The sequence below is a fragment of the Leisingera sp. JC1 genome, from assembly GCF_001679925.1.
GTDB lineage: Bacteria > Pseudomonadota > Alphaproteobacteria > Rhodobacterales > Rhodobacteraceae > Leisingera.
Genome location: NZ_LYUZ01000080.1, coordinates 61,202 through 75,956 on the forward strand (window position 1 = coordinate 61,202; position 14,755 = coordinate 75,956).

Sequence of the window (14,755 nt, forward strand, 5' to 3'; positions counted from 1 at the left end):
CATGTCTGACCTCCGCAAGATCAACATTGACGGAACCGAGATCGAGGTGGACGGGGCGATGACCCTGATCCAGGCCTGTGAGGAGGCCGGCGTCGAGATCCCGCGCTTCTGCTACCATGAGCGGCTGTCGATTGCCGGCAACTGCCGCATGTGCCTGGTCGAAGTCGTGGGCGGCCCGCCGAAACCTGCCGCGTCCTGCGCGATGCAGGTGCGCGACCTGCGCCCCGGTCCCGAAGGCCAGGCGCCGCAGGTCAAGACCAACTCGCCGATGGTCAAGAAGGCCCGCGAAGGCGTGATGGAATTCATGCTGATCAACCACCCGCTGGATTGCCCGATCTGCGACCAGGGCGGTGAATGCGACCTGCAGGACCAGGCGATGGCCTATGGCCTGTCTGGCAGCCGCTTCAAGGAAGCCAAACGCGCAGTGGATGATCTGGACCTCGGTCCGCTGGTTGCCACCACCATGACCCGCTGCATTTCCTGCACCCGCTGCGTGCGCTTCACCACTGAGGTCGCGGGCATCACCCAGATGGGCCAGACCGGGCGCGGCGAGGATGCGGAGATCACCTCCTACCTGAACCAGACGCTGCAATCGAACCTCCAGGGCAACATCATCGACCTGTGCCCGGTGGGCGCGCTGACGTCCAAGCCCTATGCCTTCACCGCCCGTCCGTGGGAGCTGACCAAGACCGAAACCATCGACGTGATGGACGCGCTGGGGTCGAACATCCGCGTGGATACCAAGGGGCGCGAAGTCATGCGCATCCTGCCGCGCAACCACGACGGCGTGAACGAGGAATGGATCAGCGACAAGACCCGCTTTGTCTGGGACGGGTTGCGCCGCCAGCGCCTCGACCGCCCCTATGTGCGCGTTGATGGCAAGCTGAAGCCTGCCACCTGGGCAGAGGCGCTGTCTGCTGCCGCAACCGCCATGAAGGGCAAGAAGATCGCGGGCCTGATCGGCGATCTGGCGCCGGTCGAGGCAGCCTTTGCGCTGAAGCAGCTGGTCGAGGGGCTGGGCGGCAAGGTGGAATGCCGCACTGACAATGCCCGCCTGCCGATCGGCAACCGTGCAGGCTACGCCGGCACAGCCACCATCGAAGACCTTGATGACGCGGAAATGATCCTGCTGATCGGCAGCAACCCGCGCGATGAAGCACCGGTGCTGAACGCCCGTATCCGCAAGGCCTGGGCCAAAGGCGCGGAAGTGGCGCTGATCGGCCCGGCGGCGGATCTGACCTATGAGTACTACCACGCCGGCACCGGCCGCGACGCACTCAGCGACATGATCGCCAAGGGCGTCTCGGAGGAGACCCGTGAAAACAAGAAGACCGTGATCATCGTGGGGCAGGGCGCTCTGCGTGAAGCCGATGGCCTGGCAGTTCTGGCTGCGGCTCAGAAGATGGCGGAGCTGTCCGGCTCCAAGCTGATGGTCCTGCACACCGCCGCTTCCCGCGTTGGTGCGATGGACATCGGCGCAGTGACCGAAGGCGGCATGGCAGCTGCTATCGATGGTGCAGAGGTGATCTACAACCTCGGTGCCGATGAGGTGGAAATCGACGCAGGCGCCTTTGTGATCTACCAGGGCAGCCACGGCGACCGCGGCGCGCACCGCGCCGACGTAATCCTGCCGGGCGCGGCCTATACCGAAGAAAACGGCCTGTTCGTGAACACCGAAGGCCGCCCGCAGCTGGCCATGCGTGCTGCCTTTGCGCCGGGTGAGGCCAAGGAGAACTGGGCCATTCTGCGCGCGCTCAGCGCCGAAGCGGGTGCCAAGCTGGGCTATGACTCGCTTGCGCAGCTGCGCCAGGCCCTGATCGCTGAAGTGCCGCATCTGGCAAAGATCGACGAAGTTGCCGATAGGGACGGCGAAGCGCTGGAGCAGGACAAGCTTGGCAACGCCGACTTCCTGCCCGCGGTCAAGGACTTCTACCTGACCAACCCGATTGCCCGCGCATCCCAGCTGATGGCGGAATTGTCGGCAGGTGTGAAAGCCCGCGGAAACGAGGCTATGGCCGCCGAATGATCCGCTTCGCCCTCATAGCGCCCTTCCTGCTGGCCGCCTGTGCAATGGCGCCCGGCAGCGAAGGCGTGCGGCCCGCCCCAACCTATGAAGGGGTGGAAACCAGCCTGCTGGAGGGCGATCTGGTGCAATTTCACGTCTCCATGCGCGGTGCCGCCGCGCCGGAGGACATTGAGAACTATGCGGAATGTGCCGCCGCGCAATACGCGCTGATCCGGGGTTACGGATTTGCGCGCCATGTGCGCACAACTTTGACACAGGCTGGGGGCAAATCTTCCGCGGATGCGGTTTATCTGATTTCGCCCTCTCTGCCGCGCGGGCTGCGCACCATCGACGCTGATGTCGCGGTTGCGGATTGCGCGGCAAACGGAATACCCACGGTGTGAGGACCTATGGCTGATTTCTTTAACACTCCAGGCGGCATCGCTGTTCTGATCCTGGCGCAAGTGCTTGCAGTTGTTGCCTTTGTGATGATCTCGCTCCTGTTCCTCGTCTACGGGGACCGCAAGATCTGGGCCGCGGTCCAGATGCGCCGGGGCCCGAACGTGGTGGGCGTCTACGGCCTGCTGCAATCGGTGGCTGACGCGCTGAAATACGTGGTCAAGGAAGTGGTGATCCCGGCCGGTGCCGACCGCACCGTCTTTATCCTGGCACCGATGACCTCCTTCGTGCTGGCGATGATTGCCTGGGCGGTGATCCCGTTCAACGACGGCTGGGTGCTCTCGGACATCAACGTCGCCATCCTCTATGTCTTCGCGGTCTCCTCGCTGGAGGTCTACGGCGTGATTATGGGCGGCTGGGCGTCGAACTCGAAATACCCGTTCTTGGGCTCCCTGCGCTCCGCGGCGCAGATGATCTCTTACGAGGTCTCCATCGGCCTCATCATCATCGGCGTGATCATCTCCACCGGAAGCATGAATTTCGGCGACATCGTGCGCGCGCAGGACGGCGATCTGGGCCTGCTGAACTGGTACTGGATCCCGCATTTCCCGATGGTCTTCCTGTTCTTCATCTCGGCGCTGGCGGAAACCAACCGCCCGCCGTTCGACCTGCCGGAAGCGGAATCGGAGCTGGTGGCGGGCTACCAGGTGGAATACTCGGCCACCCCGTTCCTCTTGTTCATGGCTGGTGAGTACATCGCCATCTTCCTGATGTGCGCGCTGACCTCGCTCTTGTTCTTCGGCGGCTGGCTGTCCCCGATCCCGGGCCTGCCCGATGGCGTCCTGTGGATGGTCGCCAAGATGGCGTTCTTCTTCTTCCTCTTCGCAATGGTGAAGGCGATCACCCCGCGCTACCGCTACGACCAGCTAATGCGCCTGGGCTGGAAAGTGTTCCTGCCGTTCTCGCTGGCCTGGGTGGTCTTCGTGTCCTTTGCTGCAAAATTTGACTGGTTCTGGGGCATCTTCGCCCGCTGGACCGTGGGAGGCTGATTTGAAAAAGAAGGTTTCATATCTTCTTGCTGCCGCTTGTCTGGCCGTGGCAGCTCAGCCATCACATGCAGGGCAGCCTTCGGTCGTACAGGCAATGTCCGCGGTGAGGGATTTCGCTGCAAGCCAGTGTGCCTCGGAGTTTGCTGATGTGGCGTCCTTGGCTAGTGAAGGGCAAACTGCTTTGGATGCGGCTGTGCTTAGAGCTGCAGAAAAGGGTGATTGGCACAACGAGTGGCCGATGTCTGGCGTAACGCTGGAGACAACCGGCTTCCTTGTGGTGCTCACGGATTACACTGGCGAGTTGCTGAAACTGATGGACCTGATGCGCAATGGCGCGGCCCAGCCGGATGAAGAACGGTTGAAGAATGGCCGGGCGTTTGCGCAGCAGGTTGCAGCCAAAGCTGCGCTTGCACGGTGTCTGATGCCAAGTGCAGAAGAAGTGCCGGACCTGCCGCAAAGAAAGGGGCTCGGTCCTGCCGCTGTACGGAAAGTATTGGCGGATTTGGAATGCAAGCACTGGTTCGGTGCGGGCGACCGATTGACCGAAGTTGCGAATTCTGAAGCTGCCCCATCCAATTGGGCCGACTCTGTAGATCCGATCCTGCAAGACACCGTTGGCCGGTGTGAAAGGGAAAATTGAAACATGACCCAAATCGACTACACCCGCGCCGCCAAATACTTCCTGCTGCAGGATTTCTGGGTCGGCTTCAAACTGGGGCTGAAGTATTTCTTCGCGCCCAAAGCGACACTGAACTACCCGCATGAGAAGGGCCCGCTGTCGCCCCGTTTCCGCGGTGAGCACGCGCTGCGCCGCTATCCGAACGGCGAGGAGCGCTGCATTGCCTGCAAGCTGTGCGAGGCGGTCTGCCCGGCGCAGGCGATCACCATCGACGCGGAACCGCGCGAGGACGGCAGCCGCCGCACCACGCGCTATGACATCGACATGACCAAATGCATCTACTGCGGCTTCTGCCAGGAAGCCTGCCCGGTGGATGCGATTGTCGAAGGCCCGAACTTCGAATTCGCCACCGAAACCCGCGAGGAGCTGTTCTACGACAAGGAGAAGCTGCTTTCGAACGGGGAGCGCTGGGAAGCCGAGATTGCCCGCAACCTGGAAATCGACGCGCCGTACCGATGACTGATCCCAAGAACCCTTTCGAGGCCATGATGGCTCAGGCCCAGCAGATGGCCAAGGCGTTCAACCCGGCGCTGGAGAACTTCTCGCCTTCCGAGGCGTTCAAGGAGTTCGAGGCGCTGTGGCCCACCATGCCCAAAGAGGTCATGGAAATGATGTTCGGCAACACCGTCAACAAGGACGGGCTGGATGCCAAGACCCGGCTGCTGCTGACGCTGGCAGGGCTGACAATGCAGGGCGCGCAGGCCGACAGTGCCGTGCGCCAGACCGTGCGCCACGCCCTCGCGGCCGGCGCCAAGAAACAAGAGATCGTGGAAACGATCGGACAGATGTCGGTGTTTGCCGGCATTCCGGCCATGAACCGGGCGCTGGATCTGGCGCAAGCGGTCATGGACGACAAAAGGGACGATGAGACATGAGCGTTTTTGCCTTCTACCTCTTCGCCATCAGCGCCATCACCGGCGGGCTGTTCACCGTGATCAGCCGCCAGCCGGTGCATTCGGTGCTGTGGCTGATCCTGGCCTTCCTTTCCTCGGCCGGGCTGTTTGTGCTTCTGGGGGCGGAATTCGTCGCCATGCTGCTGGTCATCGTCTACGTGGGCGCTGTCGCGGTGCTGTTCCTGTTTGTGGTGATGATGCTGGACGTGGACTTTGCCGAGCTGAAGGCGGAGATGGCGCGCTATATGCCGCTGGCCTTGCTGATCGGCCTGGTGATCCTGATGCAGTTCGTGATGGCCTTCGGGGTTTGGGAAACCGCGCACAAGGCGCCTGAGCTGCTGGCCAATCCGGTGCCTGCCGACCGCCACAACACCGAGGCGCTCGGCCTCATCATCTATGATCAATATTTCCTTCTGTTCCAGCTGGCGGGCCTGATCCTGCTGGTGGCGATGATCGGCGCGATCGTGCTGACCCTGCGCCACCGCACCGACGTCAAGCGCCAGGACGTGGTTGCGCAGATGATGCGCGACCCGGCCGCCGCGATGGAGCTGAAGGACGTGAAACCGGGGCAGGGGCTGTGAGGAATAGAAGAAGCCATTTATTGACAGCACCTATTGCCTGCATTCTCTCTCTCGTCGCAACAGAGGGGCACTCACAAACGGTGGGTGATCTACTCAATGGTTGTGAAGACGTTTTAAAACCGGCAGGAGCTCGCAACTCAGAACTCTACAGTGACGGAGTGATGTGTTTGGGCTTGGCAGCAGGCGTTTCGCAAGTGATGTGGTTTAACTGTTCCTCAAGAAGGGAAGGCAGTGTTCCTCACGGATCGCTTGTTGCTGCAATGCCGCCCTCAAGAACAGCGGCGCTGCAGGCTTTCGTGAACTGGGGACGCGCAAATCCCGGCATGTGGGACTTTGAAGCTGAGTTGGGATTTATTGAGGCGCTGCCGATGAACTTTCCGTGCAAGGAAAAGCAACAAAGTGCGGCTGAAGGGTAGGCAAAATGATCGGACTTGAACATTATCTGACCGTCGCGGCGACGCTGTTCGTCATCGGCATCTTCGGGCTCTTCCTGAACCGCAAGAACGTGATCATCCTCTTGATGAGCATCGAACTGATGCTCCTGGCGGTGAACATTAACCTGGTCGCCTTCTCCAGCTTCCTGGGCGATCTGGTGGGGCAGGTCTTTACCCTGTTCGTGCTGACCGTGGCTGCCGCTGAGGCTGCCATCGGCCTCGCGATCCTGGTCTGCTTCTTCCGCAACCGCGGCACCATCGCCGTCGAAGACGTCAACGTGATGAAGGGCTAAAGAAACATGGAAACCATCCTTCTCTTTGCCCCGCTGGTCGGCGCCATCATCTGCGGCTTCGGCCACAAGATGATCGGCGAGAAAGCCGCCACCGTGACCGCCACCGCGCTGCTGTTTCTGGCGGCGCTGCTCAGCTGGATCACCTTCCTGTCGTTTGACGGGGTGACCCAGAACATCGAGATTTTCCGCTGGATCGAAAGCGGCTCGCTGTCGACCTCCTGGGCGATCCGCCTGGACCGGCTGACCGCGATCATGCTGATCGTGATCACCACGGTCTCGTCGCTCGTGCACCTCTATTCCTTCGGCTACATGGATCATGACCCGCAGTGGAAAGAGGGCGAGAGCTACAAGCCGCGCTTCTTTGCCTATCTGTCGTTCTTCACCTTCGCGATGCTGATGCTGGTGACCTCCGACAACCTGGTGCAGATGTTCTTCGGCTGGGAAGGCGTGGGCGTTGCCTCCTACCTGCTGATCGGCTTCTACTACCGCAAGCCGAGCGCCAATGCGGCGGCGATGAAGGCCTTCATCGTCAACCGGGTCGGCGACTTCGGCTTTGCGCTGGGGATTTTCGGGCTGTTCTTCCTGACCGACAGCATCAACCTGTCTGACATCTTTGCAGCGGCACCCACGCTGGCGGAAACCCAGGTTTCCTTCCTGTGGACCGAGTGGAACGCGGCGAACCTGCTAGCCTTCCTGCTGTTCGTTGGTGCGATGGGCAAATCGGCACAGCTGATCCTTCACACCTGGCTGCCGGACGCGATGGAAGGCCCGACCCCGGTGTCGGCGCTGATCCACGCCGCGACCATGGTGACCGCGGGCGTGTTCCTGGTCTGCCGCATGTCGCCGCTGATCGAGTTCGCGCCTGAGGCCGCGGCCTTCATCACCGCCCTGGGCGCGGCAACCGCATTCTTTGCGGCAACCGTGGGCCTGGTGCAGAACGACATCAAGCGCGTGATTGCGTACTCGACCTGCTCGCAGCTGGGTTACATGTTTGTGGCCGCCGGTGTCGGCATGTACTCGGCAGCGATGTTCCACCTGTTCACACACGCGTTCTTCAAGGCGATGCTGTTCCTTGGCGCGGGCTCCGTGATCCACGCCATGCATCACGAGCAGGACATGCGGAACTACGGCGCGCTGCGCAAAAAGATCCCCTATACCTTCTGGGCGATGATGATCGGCACGCTGGCCATTACCGGCGTTGGCATTCCGCTCAGCGGCTGGGTTGGCTTTGCAGGCTTCGTATCCAAGGACGCCATCATCGAAAGCGCTTATGCGGGCGGCTCGATGTTCGGCTTCTGGGCGCTGGTGATCGCGGCCTTCATGACTTCCTTCTACTCCTGGCGCCTGATCTTCATGACCTTCTACGGAGAGGCCCGCGGCGATAAGCACACCCATGACCATGCTCATGAAAGCCCCTGGACCATGCTGGTGCCGCTGGGTGTTCTGGCCCTGGGCGCGATCTTCTCGGGCATGCTGTGGTACAGCAGCTTCTTCGGCCACGCTGATCAGGTCGGCAAGTTCTACGGCATCCCGGTGGCGGAAGCATCCGTTGCGGCACATGGCGAAGAGGCCACCCACAGCGACGACGCTGCGCATGGCGACGACGCTGCGCACGGTGAAGAAGCCGCCCACGGCGAAGACGCCGCACACGGCGGTGAGCACCACTATGTGTTTGCCGGCAAGCCGGGCGAGGGTGCGCTCTATATCGCACCGGACAACCACATCCTGGAAGATGCCCACGCGGCACCGAAATGGGTGAAACTGTCCCCCTTCGCCGCAATGCTGGGTGGCCTTGTGCTGGCACTGTGGTTCTACATCTGGAACCCGTCGCTGCCCGCACGCCTGGCCGCGCAGCAGCGCCCGCTGTACCTGTTCCTGCTGAACAAGTGGTACTTTGACGAGATCTACAACGTGATCTTCGTCAAGCCGGCCGTGGCTCTGGGCCGCTTCTTCTGGAAACGCGGCGATGGCAACACCATCGACGGCTTCCTGAACGGTCTGGCCATGGGCGTTGTGCCCTTCTTCACCCGCCTCGCGGGCCGGGCACAGTCCGGTTACATCTTTACTTATGCCTTCTGGATGGTGCTGGGCATTGCAGCCCTGGTCACCTGGATGTCGATCGGCGGAGGAGCGCACTGATGGACAATCTCCTTTCTATTGTCACCTTCATCCCGGCGCTCGCGGCGGCCATCCTGGCCCTGTTCCTGCGCGGCGAGGATAAGGCGGCGCAGCGCAACGCCAAGTTTGTTGCGCTCTTTGCCACCACGATCACCTTCCTGGTGAGCCTGGGGATCTACTCCCAGTTCGACCCGGCCAACACCGGCTTCCAGTTCGTCGAGGACCGGGCCTGGATTTTCGGCCTGAAATACAAGATGGGCGTTGACGGCATCTCGGTGCTGTTTGTGATGCTGACCACCTTCATCATGCCGCTGACCATCCTGGCCAGCTGGTCGGTCACTGACCGGGTGAAGGAATACATGATCGCCTTCCTGCTCCTGGAGACCCTGATGCTGGGTGTCTTCATGGCGCTGGACTTGGTGCTGTTCTACCTGTTCTTCGAGGCGGGCCTCATCCCGATGTTCCTGATCATCGGCATCTGGGGCGGCAAGGAACGGATCTACGCCTCCTTCAAGTTCTTCCTCTACACCTTCTTCGGCTCGGTTCTGATGCTGGTTGCGATGGTGTTCATGTATGTGGATGCCGGCACCACCGATATCGAAACCCTGCTGACCCACAGCTTCTCAGCGGCGTCCTTTGACGTTTTGGGGCTGCATATCGTGGGCGGTGCGCAGACGCTGATGTTCCTGGCCTTCTTTGCCTCCTTCGCGGTGAAGATGCCGATGTGGCCGGTGCACACCTGGCTGCCGGACGCGCACGTTCAGGCGCCGACCGCGGGTTCCGTGGTGCTGGCGGCGATCCTGCTGAAGATGGGCGGCTACGGCTTCCTGCGCTTCTCCCTGCCGATGTTCCCGGTCGGCGCGGATGTGATGACCGATGTGGTCCTGTGGATGTCCGCGATTGCGGTGGTCTACACCTCGCTGGTGGCGATGGTGCAGGAGGACATGAAGAAGCTGATCGCTTACTCCTCGGTTGCGCATATGGGCTTTGTCACCATGGGCATCTTTGCCGCCAACCAGCAGGGCATCGACGGCGCCATCTTCCAGATGCTGTCGCACGGTTTCATCTCCGCCGCACTCTTCCTTTGCGTCGGCGTGATCTATGACCGTATGCACACCCGCGACATCGACGCCTATGGCGGTCTTGTGATCCGGATGCCGGCTTATGCGCTGGTGTTCATGTTCTTCACTATGGGCAACGTCGGCCTGCCGGGCACATCCGGCTTTGTCGGTGAATTCCTGACCCTGATGGGCACCTTCCAGAAGAACACCTGGGTCACCGCCGTGGCGGCAACCGGCGTGATCTTCTCGGCCGGCTACGCGCTGTGGCTCTACCGCCGCGTGGTGTTCGGCGACCTGATCAAGGGCAGTCTGATGGGTATCAAGGACATGTCCGCGCGCGAGCGCTTTGTCTTTGCTCCGCTGGTCGTCATGACCCTGCTGCTGGGCGTCTACCCGTCGCTGGTCACCGACATCATCAGCCCCTCGACCGAGGCGCTGATTGCAAACTTCAACCAGTCTCTGGCAGCGGCCGATACCTCGGCAGCGACCCAGATTGCTTCGCACTAAGGGAGCATCAGGCAGATGATCCAAGCTGATCTTACTGTAATCCTGCCAGAGATCGTTCTGGCGCTTTACGCCATGGCGGCGCTGCTTGGCGCCGTCTACACCGGCAAGGACAAGCTGGCGGTGCCGATGGTCTGGGCCACGGCGGCTTTGCTGGCGCTGGTTGCCTTCTGGATCGCCTCCAGCCCGGCCGGCACCCAAACAGCTTTCAATGGCATGTTCATCGACGACGGCTTCTCCCGCTTTGCCAAGGTGGCACTGCTTTTGGGTGCCTCCGCAGTTCTGCTGATTGGCCAGGACTACATGGCGCGCCGCGGCATCCTGCGGTTCGAATACCCGGTCCTGGCGGCGCTGGCCGCTGTTGGCATGATGATGATGGTCTCCGCAGGCGACCTGATGTCCCTCTACATGGGGCTGGAGCTGCAGTCGCTGTCGCTCTACGTCGTGGCTGCGATGCGCCGCGACAGCGTCAAGTCGACCGAGGCGGGCCTCAAGTACTTTGTGCTGGGCGCATTGTCCTCCGGCCTGCTGCTTTATGGCGCCTCGCTGGTTTATGGCTTTGCCGGCACCACCCAGTTTGCGGGCATCATCCAGGTGGCAGAGCAGGGCCATATGTCCATCGGCATGCTGTTCGGCCTGGTCTTCATGATCTCGGGGCTTGCGTTCAAGGTCTCGGCGGTTCCGTTCCACATGTGGACCCCGGACGTCTATGAGGGCTCGCCGACGCCTGTGACGGCTTTCTTTGCCACCGCACCCAAGGTGGCCGCGATGGGCCTGTTTGCCCGCGTCCTGTTTGACGCCTTTGGCGGTGCAATTGCCGACTGGCAGCAGATCATCGTGGTGCTGTCGGTGCTGTCGATGTTCCTGGGCGCCATCGCAGCAATTGGTCAGCGCGACATCAAACGGCTGATGGCCTTCTCCTCCATCGCCCACATGGGCTATGCGATGATCGGCCTGGCGGCAGGCACCGAGCAGGGCATCACCGCGATGCTGGTGTACCTCGCGATTTACGTCACCATGAACATCGGCACCTTCGCCTTCATCCTGATGCTCGAGAAGGACGGCAAGCCGGTCACGGACATCCTGGCCCTGAACCAATTCGCTGCGCGCGAGCCGGGCAAGGCGCTGGCGGTGCTGATCCTGATGTTCTCGCTGGCAGGCGTGCCGCCGATGCTGGGCTTCTTTGCCAAGTTCGGCGTGTGGCAGGCGGGTATTGATGCGGGCCTGATGACGCTGGTCATTGCCTCTGCCGTCGCTTCTGTAATCGGTGCATTCTACTACCTGCGCATTGTCTTCTACATGTACTTCGGTACTGGCGAGGATGATGTGGAGGCGAAGGGCTCTCCGGTTCTGGGCGTGGCGCTGATGGCCTCTGCGGCGCTGATGCTGGTGGGCGTGGTCTACCAGTTCGGCATCGACAACGCTGCTGCTGCAGCTGCAGCAACCCTTGTAAATTGATCTGTTTTTCAGGCAGGCTAGAGAGGCCCGGTCTTGCGACCGGGCCTTTCCGCATCTAAGGAGCGCACATGAGCTGGCCAGCAGGATATGGAAAACGGGTGCTTGATGAGGTGGACAGCACCCTGAACGAGGCCGCCCGCATTGCCGGGGAACTGGCAGGTCCTGAATGGATCTTGGCCCTGCGCCAGACGCAAGGCAGGGGCCGCCGCGGCCGCGACTGGAAGGACCCCAAGGGCAACTTCGCCGCAACCTTGGTGATGCGCCCCGAAGGTGCCCCGGATCAGGCCGCGCTGCGCAGCTTTGTCGCTGCCTTGGCCGTCTATGACGCCTGCGTCGCGGTCACCGGCCGAAGCGAGGGCCTGTCGCTGAAATGGCCCAACGATGTACTGCTGAAGGGCGGCAAGCTGGCAGGCATCCTTCTGGAAAGCGCGGGCAACGGGCATGGCGTCAATCATCTGTTTGTCGGCATCGGCGTCAATCTGGTGGAAACGCCGATGAAGGAATGGCTGGAACCCGGCGCGGTCTGGCCTGTGTCGCTGCTGTCTGAAACCGGCGTGCAGGTCACGCCGGAGGAATTCCTGGAAGCCGTGGCTGAGGCCTTTGCCCGATATGAGCAGCAATTCACAACCTACGGGTTCGAGCCGATCCGCACCGAATGGCTCGCACGTGCGGCCAAGCTGGGTGAGGTGATCACGGCCAAGACCGCGTCGTCAGAGACCGAAGGCACCTTTGAAACGGTGGACGCCAGCGGCAACCTTGTCCTAAACACCGCCAAGGGCCGCGTCAGCATTCCTGCGGCGGACATCTATTTCTAGGAAGGAGCAGCAATGCTTCTGGCAGTTGATTGCGGCAATACCAATACCGTCTTCTCGATCTATGACGGCGAGAAGTTCATCGGCATGTGGCGCACCGCCACCGAATGGCAGCGCACGGCTGACCAGTATTACGTCTGGCTCAACACGCTGATGCGGCTGCAGGGGATCGAGGCGGATATCACCGACATGATCATCTCCTCCACCGTGCCGCGGGTGGTGTTCAACCTGCGTGTGCTGGCGGACCGCTATTTCAACACCCGGCCTTTGGTTGTTGGCAAACCCGAATGCCTGCTGCCCGTCGCGGTGCGGGTCGACGAAGGCACCGCGGTCGGCCCCGACCGGCTGGTCAACACGGTGTCAGGCTTCGACACCTACGGCGGCAACCTGATTGTGGTGGACTTTGGCACCGCCACAACATTCGACGTGGTGGCCGAGGACGGCGCTTATGTCGGCGGGGTGATCGCACCCGGCGTGAACCTTAGCCTGGAAGCCTTGCACCAGGCCGCCGCAGCGCTGCCCCATGTGGACATTTCCAAGCCGCAGAACGTGATCGGCACCAACACCGTCGCCTGCATGCAATCCGGCGTGTTCTGGGGCTATGTCGGCCTCGTGCGCGAGATCTGCGAGCGCATCAAGGCGGAACGCGCGGTGCCGATGAAAGTAATCTCAACCGGCGGGCTGGCGCCATTGTTCCAGCAATCTGCCGATCTGTTTGACGCATATGAGGATGATCTCACCATGCATGGGCTGCAGATCATCCATAAATACAACAAGGAAAACGGTACTGACGCATGAGCAGTGATAGATTGATCTACCTGCCCCTTGGCGGGGCGGGTGAAATTGGCATGAACGCCTATGTCTACGGCTACGGCCCGCAGGGCAAGGAACGGCTGGTCCTGGTGGATCTGGGCGTGACTTTCCCGGATATGGACACCACGCCGGGCGTGGACCTGATCATGCCCGACATCACCTGGCTGAAGGAGCGCGCCGACCGGCTGGAAGGCATCTTCATCACCCACGGGCATGAGGACCACATCGGCGCTATTGCCCATCTTTATGCGCATCTGAACGTGCCGGTTTACGCCCGCGCCTTTACCGCCAATCTGGCGCGCCGCAAGATGGAAGAAGCAGGCCACGATCCGGCCAATGTGCATACCGTGCAGGCCTGGCCGGAGGTAACCAAGCTTGGCCCCTTCACCATCGGCGTGGCGCCGATGAGCCACTCGATCCCCGAAAGCGGCGGTCTGGTGATCGACAGCCCGGCGGGGCGGGTGGTGCACACTGGCGACTTCAAGCTGGACGCAAACCCGCTGGTCGGGGAACCCTTTGATCCGGAAATGTGGGCGGAAATCGCCAAGGATGGCATCCAGGCGCTTGTCTGCGATTCCACCAATGTGTTCTCGCAGCATCCGGGCCGTTCGGAATCCGAACTGCCGGAGGAAATCACCAAGCTGTTCTTCGAGGCTAAGGGGCTCGTAGCGGCCACCACATTTGCCTCCAACGTCGCGCGGGTGAAAACCCTTGCCGTGGCGGGGGAGAAGGCAGGGCGCTCTGTTGTGCTGCTGGGCCGCGCCATGCGCCGGATGATCGAGGCCGCGGTGGAAACCGGCGTGCTGGTGGACTTCCCCAAGGTGATCAGCCCGGAGGATGCCGCCAACGTGCCGCGCGACAACCTGATGCTGATCACCACCGGCAGCCAGGGCGAACGCCGCGCCGCCACCGCGCAGCTGGCGCGCGGCAAATACCGCGGGCTGGAGCTGAAGGAGGGCGACCTGTTCCTGTTCTCCTCCAAGACCATTCCGGGCAACGAAAAGGGCGTCATCCGCATCATCAACCAATTTTCCGAAATGGGGGTGGATGTGGTTGATGACAGCTCCGGCCTCTACCACGTCTCCGGCCACGCCAACCGCCCGGACCTGGAGGCAGTGCATAACCTGCTGAAGCCCAAGATGCTGATCCCGATGCACGGTGAGCACCGCCACCTGCGCCAGCACGCCCGCCTGGGCGAGGAAAAGGGCATCGCCAGTGCGGTGGTCGTGAACGGCATGATGATGGACCTGACCGGCGATGTGCCGTCTGTCACCGAATGGATCGAGACCGGCCGCACCTATCTGGACGGCTCTGTCAAATACGGTGCTATGGACGGCATCGTGCGCGACCGGATCCGCATGGCGCTGAACGGCCATGTGCTGGTGACGGTGATCCTCGATGAGGACGACGAGCCGCTGGGCGAACCCTGGTGCGACGTCAAAGGGCTGCCGGAAACGGGAACCTCCAATGCCGCGCTGGTGGAGGTGCTGGAGGAGGATCTGAACCAGTTCCTGATGCGCGCCGGTGCAAAAACCTTGCGCGACGACGACAGGCTGGAGCAGGAACTGCGCCGCATCACCCGCCAGACCGCACAGGCCGAGATCGGCAAGAAGCCCGAAGTAACGGTGGTGGTCAGCCGCATGCGCTGACCCCGCC

Annotated in this window: 15 protein-coding genes; all 15 read left to right on the forward strand. The window is 61.9% G+C overall.

Going from position 1 to position 14,755, the window contains the following annotated elements:
- Position 1: 1 nt before the first annotated feature.
- The 15 genes from nuoG (at position 2) to A9D60_RS08060 (ending at position 14,748) form a co-directional block, all read left to right on the forward strand.
- On the forward strand, positions 2 to 2,026 hold the full coding sequence (nuoG, locus tag A9D60_RS07995; protein ID WP_065267091.1) for an NADH-quinone oxidoreductase subunit NuoG: 2,025 nt from the start codon (positions 2 to 4) through the stop codon (positions 2,024 to 2,026).
- Positions 2,023 to 2,409 carry a hypothetical protein gene (locus A9D60_RS08000; RefSeq protein ID WP_065267092.1) on the forward strand — a complete coding sequence of 129 codons (387 nt, stop codon included), beginning with the start codon at positions 2,023 to 2,025 and terminating at the stop codon, positions 2,407 to 2,409. Before nuoG ends, A9D60_RS08000 begins: the two co-directional genes overlap by 4 nt.
- Before the next feature lie 6 nt (positions 2,410 to 2,415).
- Positions 2,416 to 3,453, forward strand: a complete 1,038-nt coding sequence (gene nuoH, locus A9D60_RS08005; RefSeq protein ID WP_039179168.1) for an NADH-quinone oxidoreductase subunit NuoH — start codon at positions 2,416 to 2,418, stop codon at positions 3,451 to 3,453.
- 1 nt (position 3,454) lies between these two features.
- The gene (locus tag A9D60_RS26035; protein ID WP_141117876.1) at positions 3,455 to 4,093 is read left to right on the forward strand and encodes a hypothetical protein; all 639 of its coding nucleotides are present in this window, start codon (positions 3,455 to 3,457) and stop codon (positions 4,091 to 4,093) included.
- A gap of 3 nt (positions 4,094 to 4,096) precedes the next feature.
- A complete protein-coding gene (gene nuoI, locus A9D60_RS08015; protein WP_065267094.1) occupies positions 4,097 to 4,591 on the forward strand; it encodes an NADH-quinone oxidoreductase subunit NuoI in 495 nt (164 codons plus the stop codon).
- Positions 4,588 to 5,007, forward strand: coding sequence for a carboxymuconolactone decarboxylase family protein (locus A9D60_RS08020; protein WP_065267095.1), 420 nt, complete (start codon positions 4,588 to 4,590; stop codon positions 5,005 to 5,007). The genes nuoI and A9D60_RS08020 overlap by 4 nt, the downstream gene beginning before the upstream one ends.
- Positions 5,004 to 5,606: an NADH-quinone oxidoreductase subunit J gene (locus tag A9D60_RS08025; protein WP_039145419.1), complete on the forward strand. Its 603-nt coding sequence runs from the start codon at positions 5,004 to 5,006 to the stop codon at positions 5,604 to 5,606. The genes A9D60_RS08020 and A9D60_RS08025 overlap by 4 nt, the downstream gene beginning before the upstream one ends.
- 20 nt (positions 5,607 to 5,626) lie before the next feature.
- The gene (locus A9D60_RS26040) at positions 5,627 to 6,022 is read left to right on the forward strand and encodes a hypothetical protein (RefSeq protein ID WP_141117877.1); all 396 of its coding nucleotides are present in this window, start codon (positions 5,627 to 5,629) and stop codon (positions 6,020 to 6,022) included.
- 5 nt (positions 6,023 to 6,027) lie between these two features.
- Positions 6,028 to 6,333 (forward strand): NADH-quinone oxidoreductase subunit NuoK, encoded by a 306-nt coding sequence (nuoK, locus tag A9D60_RS08030; RefSeq protein ID WP_008553673.1) that lies wholly within the window; start codon positions 6,028 to 6,030, stop codon positions 6,331 to 6,333.
- A gap of 6 nt (positions 6,334 to 6,339) precedes the next feature.
- Positions 6,340 to 8,472 carry an NADH-quinone oxidoreductase subunit L gene (nuoL, locus tag A9D60_RS08035; protein WP_065267096.1) on the forward strand — a complete coding sequence of 711 codons (2,133 nt, stop codon included), beginning with the start codon at positions 6,340 to 6,342 and terminating at the stop codon, positions 8,470 to 8,472.
- On the forward strand, positions 8,472 to 10,019 hold the full coding sequence (locus A9D60_RS08040; protein WP_065267097.1) for an NADH-quinone oxidoreductase subunit M: 1,548 nt from the start codon (positions 8,472 to 8,474) through the stop codon (positions 10,017 to 10,019). The genes nuoL and A9D60_RS08040 overlap by 1 nt, the downstream gene beginning before the upstream one ends.
- Before the next feature lie 15 nt (positions 10,020 to 10,034).
- Entirely contained in the window at positions 10,035 to 11,474 is a 1,440-nt protein-coding gene (gene nuoN / locus A9D60_RS08045) for an NADH-quinone oxidoreductase subunit NuoN (RefSeq protein WP_065267098.1), read from the forward strand.
- 68 nt (positions 11,475 to 11,542) lie between these two features.
- Positions 11,543 to 12,289, forward strand: coding sequence for a biotin--[acetyl-CoA-carboxylase] ligase (locus A9D60_RS08050; protein ID WP_065267099.1), 747 nt, complete (start codon positions 11,543 to 11,545; stop codon positions 12,287 to 12,289).
- A gap of 12 nt (positions 12,290 to 12,301) precedes the next feature.
- Complete coding sequence (locus tag A9D60_RS08055) at positions 12,302 to 13,084, forward strand: type III pantothenate kinase (protein ID WP_065267100.1); 783 nt, start codon at positions 12,302 to 12,304, stop codon at positions 13,082 to 13,084.
- Positions 13,081 to 14,748 carry a ribonuclease J gene (locus A9D60_RS08060; RefSeq protein WP_065267101.1) on the forward strand — a complete coding sequence of 556 codons (1,668 nt, stop codon included), beginning with the start codon at positions 13,081 to 13,083 and terminating at the stop codon, positions 14,746 to 14,748. Before A9D60_RS08055 ends, A9D60_RS08060 begins: the two co-directional genes overlap by 4 nt.
- Positions 14,749 to 14,755 lie beyond the last annotated feature (7 nt).

Coding starts and splice junctions, on each gene's coding strand:
- A9D60_RS08000 (WP_065267092.1), top strand. CDS start 2,023: ATGATCCGCTTCGCCCTCATAGCGCCCTTCCTGCTGGCCGCCTGTGCA.
- nuoG (WP_065267091.1), top strand. CDS start 2: ATGTCTGACCTCCGCAAGATCAACATTGACGGAACCGAGATCGAGGTG.
- A9D60_RS08025 (WP_039145419.1), top strand. CDS start 5,004: ATGAGCGTTTTTGCCTTCTACCTCTTCGCCATCAGCGCCATCACCGGC.
- nuoH (WP_039179168.1), top strand. CDS start 2,416: ATGGCTGATTTCTTTAACACTCCAGGCGGCATCGCTGTTCTGATCCTG.
- A9D60_RS08040 (WP_065267097.1), top strand. CDS start 8,472: ATGGACAATCTCCTTTCTATTGTCACCTTCATCCCGGCGCTCGCGGCG.
- A9D60_RS08060 (WP_065267101.1), top strand. CDS start 13,081: ATGAGCAGTGATAGATTGATCTACCTGCCCCTTGGCGGGGCGGGTGAA.
- A9D60_RS08050 (WP_065267099.1), top strand. CDS start 11,543: ATGAGCTGGCCAGCAGGATATGGAAAACGGGTGCTTGATGAGGTGGAC.
- nuoK (WP_008553673.1), top strand. CDS start 6,028: ATGATCGGACTTGAACATTATCTGACCGTCGCGGCGACGCTGTTCGTC.
- nuoN (WP_065267098.1), top strand. CDS start 10,035: ATGATCCAAGCTGATCTTACTGTAATCCTGCCAGAGATCGTTCTGGCG.
- nuoL (WP_065267096.1), top strand. CDS start 6,340: ATGGAAACCATCCTTCTCTTTGCCCCGCTGGTCGGCGCCATCATCTGC.
- A9D60_RS08055 (WP_065267100.1), top strand. CDS start 12,302: ATGCTTCTGGCAGTTGATTGCGGCAATACCAATACCGTCTTCTCGATC.
- A9D60_RS08020 (WP_065267095.1), top strand. CDS start 4,588: ATGACTGATCCCAAGAACCCTTTCGAGGCCATGATGGCTCAGGCCCAG.
- nuoI (WP_065267094.1), top strand. CDS start 4,097: ATGACCCAAATCGACTACACCCGCGCCGCCAAATACTTCCTGCTGCAG.